The sequence below is a fragment of the Sporofaciens sp. St.21A7 genome (genome assembly GCF_059728535.1).
Map to the genome: position 1 here is coordinate 114,318 of NZ_BAAGFN010000001.1, position 14,036 is coordinate 128,353.

A 14,036-nucleotide genomic window follows, 5' to 3' on the forward strand; every position below is an offset into this window, starting at 1 on the left:
AGGATATAGGTCATGACTTTAACGGTGAAATTGTTACTTATTGCGGCGCTGGTGCTTAGTATTATCATTCCTTTTGGATACTTTTTGATTGGAGAGAAGACGAAGAAGCGTTATAAGAGGGCAATCGGGGTGAATGCATTCTTTTATTTCGGGGCGTTTGCCATTGCAGGGATCATGTTGTTCGGTGGCGCGCCGGCGCAGGCGGCAGACGCGGCCCAGACGGCTTCTAATGCGGTCGGATTCGGGTATCTTGCAGCTGCGCTGTCTACTGGGCTTTCTTGTGTCGGCGGCGGTATTGCCGTAGCCAGCGCGGCGAGCGCGGCGCTTGGGGCGATTAGCGAGGATTCCAGCGCCCTTGGTAAATCTCTTATTTTTGTTGGTCTTGCGGAAGGTGTCTGCCTGTACGGGTTGATTATTTCGTTTATGATTTTGGGTAAATTGTAAGATGAAGATGTATTTGATTAGTGATAATGTGGATACGCTGACAGGCATGAGGCTTGCGGGCGTTGACGGGATTGTTGTCCATGAGAGAGAGGAGCTTCGCACGGCGATTGAGAATGCGATGAATGATAAGTCCATCGGCGTGATTCTGCTGACGGAGAAGTTTGGCAGGGAGTTTCCGGATTTGATTGACGAGATTAAGCTTTTGCGGACCATGCCGCTGCTGATTGAGATTCCGGACAGGCATGGGACTGGGCGTAAGAAAGATTTTATCACTTCTTATGTAAATGAGGCGATTGGACTGAAATTGTAAATGTTTCCGGGGGATAGCAGGCTGTGCCGGCGAAGTTGGCATGGACCGTTTATTCCGGAGTTGGAATGTGGGGTGACGTACTTGACGATTGATGATAAGATTTCACATTTGCAGGAGGCTGCGATGGAGGAGGCAAGGGCTGAGGGCAATGGGATTATAAAGCAGCATGAGGACGCCTTGCTTGGTGTGTTTGAGCAGCATAGGGCGGAGATGCTCCGCCAGTCGGAGACGCGGGTCAAGACGGAGCGTGTCGGCGCCGAGCAGCAGTTGAATATGGCGATGTCTAAGGCGCAGCTTGAGCTGAAGCGGGAATTGAGCAAGACGCAGAAGGAATTGAAGGCGGCGTTGTTTGATGAAGTCCGTGAAGTGGTGCGGGAGTATATGAAGTCGGAGGATTATCCGCGCCTTTTAGTGGCTTATATTGAGAAGGCGGCGAAGTTTGCCAACGGAGCGCCGATGACGATTTATATTAATCCGTCGGATGAGGATAAGAAGGCATACCTTGAGGAGCATACGGGCATGGCGCTGACTGTGAGCAAGGAGGATTTTATCGGCGGCGTACGCGCTGTGATCCAGGAGAAAAATATTTTGATCGACCATGCGTTCAAGGGTGCGATTGAGAATGAGTACAGGAAGTTTATGTTCAAGGGAGGTGTGCAGGTTGGATAGTGTTATGACTGGGAAGATTTATGGGATTAACGGGCCTGTCATTTACCTGAGAGATAAGACGGAGTTTAAGATGTCTGAGATGGTGTATGTCGGTGAGGAGAAGCTGGTGGGAGAAGTGATTTCTCTTGACAAGGATCTGACCACCATTCAGGTATATGAGGAGACATCGGGGCTTCGTCCCGGCGAGACTGTGGAGGCTTCCGGAGCGGCGGTTTCGGTGACGCTCGCGCCGGGAATCCTGAATAATATCTTTGACGGGATTGAGCGGCCTTTAGAGCGGATTGCCGATAACGGCGGGGCGTTCATCACAAGGGGCGTCTCTGTGGATTCTCTGGATATGGACAGATTGTGGGAAACGCACCTTACAATCGTGGAAGGAGAACCTGTCCACGGTGGGGCTGTGATTGCCGAGGTACAGGAGACGCAGGCGATTCTTCATAAGTGTATGGTTCCGCCGGATGTGGAGGGGACTGTGGTGTCTGTGGTCCCGGACGGGGATTACAGGATTCAGGATGTCCTGGCGGTGGTTGAGTTGTCGGATGGCAGCAGGAAGGAGCTTACCATGATGCAGCGGTGGCCGATTCGTGTTCCCCGTCCTGTGAGCCATCGTTTCCCTGCTACGGTGCCGCTTGTGACGGGACAGCGGATTCTGGATACTATGTTCCCCATTGCAAAAGGGGGAACGGCTGCGATTCCCGGTGGTTTTGGGACTGGGAAGACGATGACTCAGCACCAGATTGCGAAATGGGCGGATGCGGATATTATTATTTATATCGGATGCGGCGAGCGCGGCAATGAGATGACGCAGGTGTTGGAGGAGTTCTCGGAGTTGGTCGATCCTAAGACGGGAAATCCTTTGATGGATCGGACGACGCTGATTGCGAATACCTCTAATATGCCGGTGGCTGCCCGTGAAGCTTCGATTTATACGGGACTTACGCTGGCAGAGTATTACAGGGATATGGGGTATGATGTGGCGATTATGGCGGATTCTACTTCTCGTTGGGCAGAGGCGCTGCGTGAGCTTTCAGGGCGTTTGGAGGAGATGCCGGCGGAGGAAGGTTTCCCGGCGTATCTTGCTTCCAGATTGTCGGCTTTCTATGAGCGGGCGGGCATGATGCAGACGTTGAACGGTGAGACGGGTTCGGTGTCTATTATCGGCGCTGTTTCGCCTCAGGGCGGTGATTTTTCGGAGCCTGTGACCCAGAATACGAAGCGGTTCGTCCGGTGTTTCTGGGGGCTTGATAAGTCTCTGGCGTATTCCCGGCATTTCCCGGCGATTCATTGGCTGAGCAGCTACAGTGAGTATCTGAATGATCTGAGCGGCTGGTATGCAGATCATGTTTCGCCTAAGTTTGTGGATTACCGGAATCGGATGATGGCGATTTTGAATCAGGAGAGCAGCCTGATGGAAATCGTGAAGCTGATCGGCGGGGATGTGCTTCCGGATGACCAGAAGTTGGTTCTTGAGATTGCAAAGGTGATCCGGCTGGGATTTTTGCAGCAGAATGCATTTCACAAGGATGATACTTGTGTGTCTATGGAGAAGCAGTTTAAGATGATGGATGTCATCCTGTATCTGTATAAGACGGCGCGGCATCTGGTGGCAATGGGACAGCCCATGTCTGTGTTGAAGGCAGAAGGCATTTTTGAGAAGGTCATTGCGATTAAATATGATGTGCCAAATGATAATCTGCAGTTGTTGGATTTATATAAGAAAGATATTGATGATTTCTATAATCGTGTGATTGCGAAGAACGCATAAGGAGGAAGCTGTATATGTCTATTGAATATCTGGGTCTTAGCAGTATAAACGGCCCTCTTGTTGTGCTGGAAGGGCTGCAGGGTGCGTTTTTTGATGAGATTGTGGAGTTTGTGGTGGACGGCAATACGAAGAAGATGGGCCGTATTGTGGAGTTGTATGAGGATAAGGCGATGATTCAGGTCTTCGAGGGAACGGAGAATATGTCGCTTAGGAATACCCATACGCGGCTGACCGGACATCCCATGGAGGTGGCGGTTTCCCCGGAAGTGCTGGGGCGTACGTTTAACGGCGTCGGGGTGCCGATTGACGGGCTTGGGACGATTGGGTCTGCCGAGAAGAGAGACGTGAACGGCCTGCCGCTGAATCCGGTCCGCAGGGAGTATCCAAGGAATTATATCCGGACGGGAATCTCTGCCATTGACGGGCTGACCACGTTGATTCGGGGGCAGAAGCTTCCGATTTTTTCGGGGAACGGGCTTCCCCATGACCAGTTGGCGGCGCAGATTGTGAAACAGGCGTCCCTTGGGGACGGGACGAATGAGAATTTTGCCGTGGTGTTTGGGGCGATGGGCGTCAAGCATGATGTTGCGGAGTTTTTCCGCAAGACTTTTGAGGAGAGCGGCGTGTCTGACCATGTGTGTATGTTCCTGAATCTGGCCAATGACCCTGTGGTAGAGCGTCTGATTACGCCTAAGGTGGCGCTTACGGTGGCGGAGTATCTGGCGTTTGAGTGTAATATGCATATTCTGGTGATTCTGACGGATATGACGTCTTTTGCGGAAGCGATGCGTGAGGTGTCTTCTTCCAGGGGGGAGATTCCCTCCAGAAAGGGGTATCCTGGGTATCTGTACAGTGAGCTGGCCACGCTTTATGAGCGGGCGGGGATTGTGCAGGGGGCCAGCGGCTCTGTGACACAGCTTCCGATTCTGACCATGCCCAATGATGATATTACCCATCCGATTCCGGATTTGACCGGGTACATTACGGAGGGACAGGTGGTGCTTGACCGGAACCTCCATGGGCAGGCTGTGTATCCGCCCATTAGTATCCTTCCTTCTCTGTCCCGTCTGATGAAGGATGGGATTGGAGAGGGGTATACGAGAGAAGACCATCAGGGACTTGCGAATCAGTTGTTCTCTGCTTATGCGAAGGTGGGGGAGGCCAGGAATCTGGCTTCTGTTATCGGTGAAGATGAGCTGTCTCCGCTTGATAAGAAGTACCTGAAGTTTGGCGAGGAGTTCGAGAAGCATTATATCGGCCAGGGACCGACGGAGAACCGGTCGATTCAGGATACGCTGGATCTGGGATGGCGGCTCTTGGGTGTTCTGCCTAAGGAAGAGCTGGATCGGATCGACACGAAGCTGGTGGAGAAGTATTATCCTCATGAAGGGGATGTTTAACATTTGGCAGATGAGGAGGGCGGTATATGGACCCGAGAGAGTTTCCTACTAAAGGAAATCTGATGCTTGCTAAAAATTCTCTTGCGCTTGCCCATCAGGGGTATGACCTTATGGATAAGAAGAGGAATATTCTTTTGAAGGAATTGATGGAATTGATTGACGAGGCGAAGAATATTCAGGAGGAGATTGATGTTACATTTACCAGAGCATATGCGTGTCTGCAGCGGGCGAATATTGAGCAGGGCATCAGCAAGGTGCAGGAGCTTGCGTTTACGGTTCCCATTGAGGAGTCGATTCGTATTCAGACCAGGAGTATTATGGGGACGGAGATTCCCCATATTAAGTATGATGATAAGCAGAATGACCTGACTTATGCGTTTGGTACGACGAAGGAGTCGATTGATATCGTAAGGGAGGCGTTCCGGGCGGTCAAGAACCTGACGATTAAGCTGGCTGAGGTGGAGAATGCGGCTTATCGGCTTGCGGCAAATATTAAGAAGACGCAGAAGAGGGCGAATGCGCTGAAGAATATTACGATTCCGATGTATAGTAATCTGGTGTATACGATTAATAATGCGCTGGAGGAGAAGGAACGGGAAGAGTTTACCAGGCTGAAGGTGATTAAGCGGATGCAGGGGAAATAGGGATGAGTGAAGCCTTTTGGGATTAACCGGAGGCTTTGCTCTTTTTTGAGAGGTGTATCGCTATGAAAAAATGGAAAACGGTCTTGATTGTGGCTGCTGCCGTCATTTCAATGATTGTGAATATTGGGTTTAGTGTATTTTATGTATTTCAATATAGCTCCAGAATTGTTAGAAGAGTAATATCAGATATGGGAATTGTTGATGATGATTTTCACGTACCGGATACTATTGATGATAGTGAGTCTGTGTATGAGGAAGGACAGGAGACAACAGAGGAGAAGTTTCTTCGTATTGACAGGGAGATGCAGGCGGTTGCGGATTATCTTTACACAGAGGGTATGCTTGCAGGCGTGGAGGCTGCGGACGGAATCGATACGGCGTATACTCCGATGATGGATGCGAAGGGGTGGCCGTATGCGGTCGTTTATCGGGAAAAAATGGTATTTGACGGTGGTGTAAATGGATATAAGGTGCAGAAAGTTACCTATGAGTATATGAAAGATTATGGAGAGCAGGATGAGTTTGTCTATGAGGAAGAGTATTGCGATGAGAGCGGTAATCCGGTTATGGACACGCAGATTCTAGGTTTTTTTCTTGTGGATAAGGATACGATGGAAGTGACGGATGAAAATACGGTGGAATGGCATTAATGTTAAACAAATCAAGGTTTGACAGGAGAAAAGGATTATTATAAAAAGGGGACTTCCGTTAGCAGGAAGCCCCACATGTTTTCTAATAATTCTCTGCCTTAATCTGGAAATAAGACTGAGGATGCGCACATACCGGACATTTTTCGGGAGCATTTTTGCCGACTGCAATATGACCGCAGTTCGAGCACTGCCAGATACTGTCCCCTTCTTTTGAGAACACCAGACCGCCTTCGATATTAGACAGGAGTTTGCGGTATCTTTCTTCGTGTTCCTTTTCAATCTTTCCCACTTCTTCAAACAGATACGCAATTTCATCGAATCCTTCTTCTCTTGCTTCTTTAGCAAATGTCTCATACATATCTGTCCACTCATAATTCTCACCGTCTGCCGCGTCCTTCAAATTCTCAATGGTAGACGGAACCGAGCCGCCGTGAAGCAGCTTGAACCAGATTTTCGCATGTTCCTTTTCATTGGCGGCAGTCTCTTCAAAGATGTTGGCAATCTGTACATAGCCGTCCTTTTTTGCCTTAGATGCGTAGTAACTGTATTTATTCCTTGCCTGGGATTCTCCGGCAAATGCAGCCTGTAGATTTGCCTCTGTTTTACTTCCTTTTAATTCCATGATTGAAATCCTCCTTTGAATAAAATAGTAATGATTATTGTTATTATAGCATGTTTTACATAATAATCAAGCATATTTTTGCAATCTTTTGTTGTATCCATTATAATATTTCTAAAGGCAAAAGAAGGTCAGAATACGGCAGGAAGGGAGAACAAAACAATGGGAAAAATATATACGGGAAAGTATACCCAAGGGCACACCGTAATGCATGCCCTGCGGGCGGGTGGACTTCGTCCAAAAAGGTATAGATGTTTGGAAATATTTTTGAAATCGTTGGAAGGGAAAGGGGGAAGCCTACGGATTTATAAGGATGGAGAAGACATGCGGGAGTATCCGGCAGGAGACGTACGTTATACGTTACATAGGATTCCGTTAGAAAATGATTCGGAGTATAAGCTGGAGCTTTTGGACTGCGAGGTTAGCATTGCGTATCTGTCTGAATCTGAGGATATGATGGATACCGGAGTGCGTTTCCTTGAATATGTAACAGATGAAATGCGCCAAAACAAGGCAGGATGCGGGGAGGGAGGCTTAGAGTGTACTTCTTTGCCTGAGGGAACAGGTAATTGGACGGAAATCCAGGATTTGGGCGCGTGGTATGATACGCCGAACCGGGAGCAGTATCATTTTAATGCATATAAGAATTGGATCAATGATCCCAACGGACTGTGTTATTATAAAGGGTATTATCATTTATATTATCAGGCGAATCCCCATAGCCAGGAGTGGGATGTCATGTACTGGGGACATGCGGCGAGCAAGGATTTGCTGCATTGGGTTCATTTGCCTTATACTTTACAGCCTCAGGAAGAGATTCTGGCGCAGAAGGAGTTAAGGGGCGGCGCTTTTTCCGGAAGCGCAGTGGCTCTTGAGGATGAAATTGTATTTTATCTGACACGGCATATCGGGACTGCTGAGGAGACAAAGGAGAATACACGGCAGTACCAGACTATGGTAAGGTCAAAAGACGGCATTCATTTTGGGGAAGAGGTTAAGGTTGTGGAGCGGCTGGACGATACGTTTTCTTTCAATAATTTCCGCGACCCCAAGGCGTATTGGCTTGACGGGAGGTGGCAGATGGTTATCGGTACGAAGGTAAACGGGATTCCATCGTTGGTGCGGTACAGTTCAGCGGATATGGAAAAATGGGACTATGCGGGCGTGCTGGTTGAGGAGCGGACGGAGGGCGTCTATACTTTTGAATGCCCGGATTTCTTCGCATTAGACGGACGGTTTGTGGCGGCAGGGTCGTGGATGATGTACCGGGATGCACAGCAGAGATATCAACCCACGTACTGGTATATTGGAGATTATCAGGATGGCAGCTTTATTCCTGAGAGCAAGGGGACATATGATTTTGGAAGTAATTTTTATGCCGTGCAGTCATTTGAGCATGATGGAAGGCGGATTGCGATTGGATGGACGGCGGACTTTTATCAGGAACATGTGCCTGAGGCAAATGGCTCCTGCGGCGCAATGACGATTCCAAGGGAGCTTTCTGTGCGGAATGGGCGGCTGTACCAGAAGCCGGCAGAGGAGATTTATCGGTTGCGCGGGGAAAAGATCTGTGACGCGGCGGCACAGAATCTGGCGTTTGAGAAGGTGGAAGGGAATTGTTACTATGCGAGAATTGATTTGACAGAGGATACGGACTTCCGGCTCTTGTTAGGGAGGTCGGAAGCAGGAGAGATTCAGCTTGAGCGGGAAGGCGTTCAGGTGAGGATACGGACGAAAGGAGTCCGGTCTGAGAACGTACAGTTTGTGACGGAAGTGGAGCAACTGCAAAAAGCGGAGATTTTTGTGGATAGGAGGCTTATAGAAGTCTATTTAAACGACGGGGAAGCTGTGGGGACGAAGCTGTTTTATCAGGATAACCGTGACGGAGTCTTTCAGGCGGAATTTGGAGAAGCTGCGAAGGTGGGACGAGTCTGTCTTTGGAAGATGGATGGTATCTGGCGGAAATAAAGAATGTGCCAAAGCACATTCTTGCGCCGTCTCAGCGGCATATTTCCTCTGCACGGGTCTGCGCAAAAAAAATGGGGGACGTCAAGTCCCCCGTTAAGGCATCGAGAAGAAGAGCGGGATGTCGGGCGGGAAGCATGTGAATACAAAGTAGGACAGAGATACGGCAACCCACAACGAAAATGTTGTTGTCTGTGATTTTTTCCGCAGGCTTTTCCGATAGAAAAATGCGTCCATATAAAATCCAAAAAGGATGCTGATAATAAAGATTAAGATATCCATTACAAGGAAATTATTTCCTGTAATTCCGGTATAGGTGTAGAACAGTGTAACGGTTGCCGCCATTGCGCATAGGGAAGCAAGAAAACGGTAGTAAAAGAACCGGACGGCTTCCGGGCGGTATCTTAGGTATTCTGCGATAGATACAAAAAGGATTGGGAAGAATATAAGTTTCAAATGCTCCCAGACGGACTCATTAACCGGGCAGAAAAGTGCGGCAAAAGGTGAGCCATTGGACAGTTGGTACAGAAAATGGTTCAGGAATCCAAGTAAGATTGCGGCAACGGCATAGGGCCTGTCCGGGCGGGCAATATATTTTTTAATATTCAGGCTTTTTCTGAGAATACCGAAAGCCGTTTTTTTTAGGGATAATCTTATTTTTGCATTTTTCATAGATAGACACCTCTTCTTTTCATTATATGCCGGTTATGAGGGAATTATGAGTGAGAAAGTTTGCCCATTTAAAGTCATCTTCGGCGAGGGGCAGTCCCTTTGGCCATGTAACTGGATTAATTCCACACCAATCAGCGGTGTGATTGGCGTGGGTGTGGAAGGCAACATGCAGAGTGTGTATGCGAAATTTGTCGAACGGTTTTTCTTGTGACCAAAGAAAAGCTGTGGTAGAATGAAACACATCAAATGAAATGTGTATATGAGATTCATGTATTCTAAGATTTTCATTTTTTATCTTTGGCGGTTCGCCAGATTATTTCAAAGTCAGGTAAGTTTGTTGCGTATGCAAGGGAGGGATGCCTATGATTGCAGTAGATTCACAGGTTCAGGAAAGAAGGTTCGGAAAGGAAGGGTTTTAGGAGGATTAAAAATGGATAGAGATATGATACTATTTAACGGGCTGCGCTGTAAGGTGAATACGAAGGCTGCGTTTGTGGACATGTGCATGCAGACACCTGCACTGGCATCGAAAATGATGGAGAGCCCGGCAGTTATGGAAGAGTGTGGGAAGAAGCTCTATACACTGGAAGAAGAGGAGAAAAGCGGGGTTTTTGCGCTGAGAGTGGAGCTGAACGAGGAGAAAAGGGAGCGGATTTATGAGGAGGTGTTCGGAGAAAAACTTACGGATGGAAGATTTGGGAAACTGTCGGATATTCACCAGAGGCTTCTGGAACCAATAAGGATCATGCATAAGAAGGAGATGGGGATTGACGTGGTTCCCTTTATTGCTTATGCGGTTGTCAGGAACAGCCGTTGCCGGAGTATGCTGCTTGAGTCTGTGACGGGATGTGAGAAAGAATGCCTGGAGGCATTTCACGGCTCGGAATATCAGGCGGAAAGATTTCTGCGGAAGTTTCTGCTGGATGAGAGAAAGGCTGCAAAACTGGCGGTGGGTCTGTTGCTTCTCCTTAGGGAGGAAGAGTCGGAGGAGAAGTACCGGATGGTTATGGGTATCATTTACGCCGGGTATAAGCCGTTGAAGAATGTGGTTAAGAAACTTGACTATCTGGAAGGGAAACAGTTCGAGGAGCTTATGGAAAAAGATACGATGGTGGAGCTGATTTTATCCCAGATGGTGATAGAGATGGTGATTGCTGAGGATTTAGGGATACCGAGGCTTGAGGATTATCAGTTCTGTCAGGTGGTTTGCATGTTGAAGGTCTACGAGGACAGGCGGCTGTGCCCTAAAGAGAAGGATGTTGACATGGCTGAGGGGAAACGGATTTTCCGAAAGTTTTTGCGGGAGCACTGGGAGCCAGGGGCATACTATGTGAGCGATTTTTTGGAAAAGAAAAACCAGGAAATGTGCGGCAGATGGGAAAGGCTGGAAGACTTACTGAACATTTTCGGCATGGAGACGCGGGCGTTGTATGGGATATCGCTGGAAAAATGGGAGGCAGAGATGCTATGTACCATTTTTGAAGAGAAGGATTGGGAACGGTACAAGCAGATACTCTTGCTTGCCACGCTGTGTAAATATATCCAGCAGATTGAGGCGATGTATGAGAATGAGATTCCAGAGGAGATTCAGTATCGGAAGTCTTGTGAGGAAAGTGCAGTCAAGAATCTGGAATACGAGAGGAAACGTATGGAGGAGAGAATCTGTACTCTGGAGCGGCAGAAGAAGGAGCGGGAAATGGAGCTTGCCGAGGCAAAGTGTGAGATGGAGCGCATGAAGCGGGAAAGCAGGAAGAATGAAGAGCGGCGTGAAGAGGAGAAGGAGGAGCTTGCCAGACTGCGGGAGGCTATCTCACGGAGAAAAGGGGAATCCCAAGAGGTTTCCTGTGCCGCCTGTAACTGGGGGGAATCCGGAGGGGCAGGAGTAAGCAAGGTGGGCGCGGAAGGCATCAGGAATTTTGAGGGGATGTTCGATGCCGGAAGACTGGAGCGGAGTATTGTAATCGGAGGCCACCGGAATTGGCAGAAGAAGCTTCGCAGACGCCTGCCGGGCAGCCAATTTCTGGCATCGGATTATATGAATTTTGATCCGGCTGTGCTCCATAATAAAAAATATATCATTGTAAATACAGATATCTTGAAGCATGGGTTGTACTATAAGATCATGAATGAAAGGAAGAAGGGGCAGAAGATCTTGTATGTCCATGGAAATAATATAGATCGGACGCTGCGTGAGATTGCAGAGCAGATAGCAGAATGAAAACCGTATAGCAGGCGTGCTATCTTCCGGTAAGGCATAGTGTAACCGTGTGGAATATTGTCTTAGGATGTAAAACAGGAATGGGAACATTGTCCTGTTTTACATCCGAGGGCAATTATCTTGATAAAATCCTAGTATTGCATAATTAACGGTGAATTCTGTACTAGAGTATTGGGAAATTTTTGGCTTAGAATAAGAAAAAGGTCGTTTAATAAGAAAAATTAAAAAATATGAAAAAAATTGAAAAAACCTCTTGCATTTCCGTAAAATCTGTTATATAATAGCATTCGTGTTAAGGAAATAATAAAAGAAAATTAAGAATTAAGCGCGATTAGCTCAGTTGGTAGAGCACCTGACTCTTAATCAGGGTGTCCAGGGTTCGAGCCCCTGATCGCGCACTTGAAAATCACTGTTTTTGGAGGCTTTTGAGAACTCCGGGGGCGGTGGTTTTTTTGTGTGGAAATAGCGAAAAGTTCTTTTGGGTTGTCAGAAAAGGAAATTAACGATATAATAGGGTAAGATATCTTACCTTTTTAACCGGAAAAGTTGTGAAAGGATAAAGAGAATATGGTTATGATGACGGTTCCATGGCAATCAGAATTGCGGAGTATGCATTTATTGTTGCCAGGCAATTTGCAGCATGGGATATTGGCCAGGCAACCATTCCAATGCCGAGATTTTCGGTTATTTATATCAAAAGAACAGAAAAAACACCGAAAGCAACAAGGATTACATTTACATTTCCAGATGGACAGGAAGTGAATTATGTGTCTGAAAATGTAATTCTGGAGGAATTTACAAAGGAACGTATTGTTGAAAAGAGATTGTTTCCCTATATTCCTTTTTATATTGCCAGGTATGAAAAAGATATTACTTCGGAAAATAATATAGAGAATGTTGCAGGAGATTTAGAATATCTTAGAAATGAAATGGTTCGGCTGCATAAAAAAGGGGAATTAGCAGATGATGAGATGATAGATCTCATGGGATTTGTAAATACCATTATTACCCATATTACAAATGGAAATAAAAGTGAAGAAAGGCTGGTGAATATTATGGGCGGGACAGTCATTGAGACAGCATCTGAAAAGTTGGTTCGTAAAGGAAGGGAGGCTGGAAAAGCGGAAGAAATTATTGAAATGGGGCAGGAGTTTGGTTTGGACGACGCGGCTATTTTAAAAAGGCTGCAGGAAAAAATTGGATTGTCCTTAGAAACAGCGGCAGCCTACTTGGAGCAATATGGAAAGCAATTTGTGTAGGCGGCACTTGAAAATCACTGTTTTTGGAGGCTTTTGAGAACTCCGGGGGCGGTGGTTTTTTATGTCTTAGGAAAAATATAAAAAAGGAGACAGAAGATTATGGAAGCTTTATTTTATGCGGAGAACAGAAGAGTATTTGCGGAACACATGGAGACGGGGGAGCTGGCAGTTTTCCTGAGCGGTGAAACCTTACGGAAATCAGCGGACGACGATTATCCGTTCTATGCAAGCCGGAATTTTGTCTATTTAACAGGAATCGAGCAGAGGGATAGCATATTGATGCTTTACAAGGATGGGGACAGCTTTACAGAGAAGTTGTTCATCCTTGCGCCGGATGCGTTTGCGGAGCGGTGGAACGGAGCCCGGATTAAGCCGGATGATGCAGCGGGAAGATCCGGGATGAAGGATATCGCGTATGTTGACGAGTGGCAGGCGTACCTTGCGGAAATGATCCGGAAGAACCATATCCAAACGATTTACCTTGATCTTGACCACAAAGAAGACCGCAGGAATTGGAACGGAGCGGACTGGATGCGGCAGTACATAATGACCGGATATCCGCAGATGAAGGTGAAAAATTCGCTGCCGATTTTAAAGGAAATGCGCCTGATTAAAAAAGCATGTGAGATAAAGGCGTTAGAACAAGCGGAGCGGATTACAAAGGCGGGCATCGTGGCAATGATGGAACACTCAAGGCCGGGAATGTATGAATACCAGTATAAGGCAGAGTATGATTATGCGCTGGCTCAGTATGGAGTATTGGAACCGGGATTCTCATCGATTATCAGCGCCGGGAAGAATAATTTCTGTATCCACTATGACAGCTACCGGGGGCAGGCACAGGACGGGGATATTGTGTTGAATGATGTGGGCGTCCGGTGGGACTATCTGGTGACGGATGTTTCAAGGGCTTGGCCTTGTAACGGGAAGTATACGGAACGGCAGAAATTGTTGTATGAGTGTGCGTATCGGACTTCGCAGCATATGTTTGGAATCTTGAAGCCGGGAATTCCTATGATGGATGTGGATAAGATGATAAAGGAATATAATTTCGGGCAGCTTAGGGAAGCCGGGGTATGTAAGTCATTTGATGAGATTGGGACTTATATGTGGCATGGCGGCGCACACCATATCGGTTTCGATGTGCATGATATGGTAGCGGCGCGGGATGCTATGACTGCGCCAGGCATGGTGTTCTGTGTGGATATCGGGATTTACCACGAAGAGTGGGGAATTGGGTTCCGGTTGGAGGATAATTGCCTGATTACGGAAAATGGATGCCGGAATCTGTCGGCGGATATTCCAAGGACGGTGGAAGAGATTGAGGGGATTATGAAATAGAAAAGGGATAAAGAAGAGACTGTCAGCAATTTAGGGAAGCCGTGTATGGCAAGCCGTCAATCGCTGGCAGTCTTTTTGCA

At 47.4% G+C, this 14,036-nt stretch carries 14 protein-coding genes and 1 tRNA gene; 13 read left to right on the plus strand and 2 right to left on the minus strand.

The genetic code is table 11. The features are described from left to right. Window positions 1-12: 12 nt before the first annotated feature. The 7 genes from AC6I3O_RS00585 (at window position 13) to AC6I3O_RS00615 (ending at window position 5,882) form a co-directional block, all read left to right on the plus strand. Complete coding sequence (locus AC6I3O_RS00585; protein ID WP_497849318.1) at window positions 13-444, plus strand: ATP synthase subunit C; 432 nt, start codon at window positions 13-15, stop codon at window positions 442-444. 1 nt (window position 445) lies between these two features. Next, the gene (locus AC6I3O_RS00590) at window positions 446-754 is read left to right on the plus strand and encodes a V-type ATP synthase subunit F (RefSeq protein WP_497849319.1); all 309 of its coding nucleotides are present in this window, start codon (window positions 446-448) and stop codon (window positions 752-754) included. Window positions 755-835: 81 nt separating this feature from the next. After that, window positions 836-1,423: a V-type ATP synthase subunit E gene (locus AC6I3O_RS00595; RefSeq protein ID WP_497853392.1), complete on the plus strand. Its 588-nt coding sequence runs from the start codon at window positions 836-838 to the stop codon at window positions 1,421-1,423. A 4-nt stretch (window positions 1,424-1,427) separates the two neighbouring features. Beyond that, window positions 1,428-3,188: a V-type ATP synthase subunit A gene (locus tag AC6I3O_RS00600; protein ID WP_497853393.1), complete on the plus strand. Its 1,761-nt coding sequence runs from the start codon at window positions 1,428-1,430 to the stop codon at window positions 3,186-3,188. 14 nt (window positions 3,189-3,202) lie between these two features. After that, window positions 3,203-4,588 (plus strand): V-type ATP synthase subunit B, encoded by a 1,386-nt coding sequence (locus tag AC6I3O_RS00605; RefSeq protein WP_497849320.1) that lies wholly within the window; start codon window positions 3,203-3,205, stop codon window positions 4,586-4,588. Window positions 4,589-4,614: 26 nt separating this feature from the next. Then, window positions 4,615-5,232 carry a V-type ATP synthase subunit D gene (locus AC6I3O_RS00610; protein ID WP_497849321.1) on the plus strand — a complete coding sequence of 206 codons (618 nt, stop codon included), beginning with the start codon at window positions 4,615-4,617 and terminating at the stop codon, window positions 5,230-5,232. A gap of 62 nt (window positions 5,233-5,294) precedes the next feature. Continuing rightward, entirely contained in the window at window positions 5,295-5,882 is a 588-nt protein-coding gene (locus AC6I3O_RS00615; RefSeq protein ID WP_497849322.1) for a hypothetical protein, read from the plus strand. Between the two features lie 82 nt (window positions 5,883-5,964). Here the strand turns inward: AC6I3O_RS00615 and rbr are convergent, their stop codons facing one another. Next, window positions 5,965-6,504, minus strand: a complete 540-nt coding sequence (gene rbr, locus AC6I3O_RS00620; RefSeq protein WP_497849323.1) for a rubrerythrin — start codon at window positions 6,502-6,504, stop codon at window positions 5,965-5,967. Between the two features lie 159 nt (window positions 6,505-6,663). Here rbr and AC6I3O_RS00625 point away from each other — a divergent pair, with 159 nt between their 5' ends. Beyond that, window positions 6,664-8,469, plus strand: coding sequence for a GH32 C-terminal domain-containing protein (locus AC6I3O_RS00625; protein WP_497849324.1), 1,806 nt, complete (start codon window positions 6,664-6,666; stop codon window positions 8,467-8,469). Between the two features lie 93 nt (window positions 8,470-8,562). On the opposite strand, the gene AC6I3O_RS00630 is transcribed toward AC6I3O_RS00625, so the two are convergent. Beyond that, entirely contained in the window at window positions 8,563-9,138 is a 576-nt protein-coding gene (locus AC6I3O_RS00630; protein WP_497849325.1) for a DUF6512 family protein, read from the minus strand. Between the two features lie 46 nt (window positions 9,139-9,184). On the opposite strand from AC6I3O_RS00630, the gene AC6I3O_RS00635 reads away from it, so the two are divergent. The 5 genes from AC6I3O_RS00635 to AC6I3O_RS00655 all read left to right on the plus strand — a co-directional run bounded on the left by AC6I3O_RS00635 (window position 9,185) and on the right by AC6I3O_RS00655 (window position 13,956). Continuing rightward, window positions 9,185-9,349, plus strand: a complete 165-nt coding sequence (locus AC6I3O_RS00635) for a hypothetical protein (RefSeq protein WP_497849326.1) — start codon at window positions 9,185-9,187, stop codon at window positions 9,347-9,349. Window positions 9,350-9,568: 219 nt separating this feature from the next. After that, window positions 9,569-11,356, plus strand: coding sequence for a hypothetical protein (locus AC6I3O_RS00640; protein ID WP_497849327.1), 1,788 nt, complete (start codon window positions 9,569-9,571; stop codon window positions 11,354-11,356). Window positions 11,357-11,681: 325 nt separating this feature from the next. Continuing rightward, window positions 11,682-11,754 (plus strand) — tRNA-Lys (locus AC6I3O_RS00645). A gap of 189 nt (window positions 11,755-11,943) precedes the next feature. Next, complete coding sequence (locus AC6I3O_RS00650) at window positions 11,944-12,615, plus strand: RpnC/YadD family protein (protein ID WP_497849328.1); 672 nt, start codon at window positions 11,944-11,946, stop codon at window positions 12,613-12,615. A 99-nt stretch (window positions 12,616-12,714) separates the two neighbouring features. Next, window positions 12,715-13,956 carry an aminopeptidase P N-terminal domain-containing protein gene (locus AC6I3O_RS00655; protein ID WP_497849329.1) on the plus strand — a complete coding sequence of 414 codons (1,242 nt, stop codon included), beginning with the start codon at window positions 12,715-12,717 and terminating at the stop codon, window positions 13,954-13,956. The last annotated feature ends 80 nt before the right edge of the window (window positions 13,957-14,036 follow it).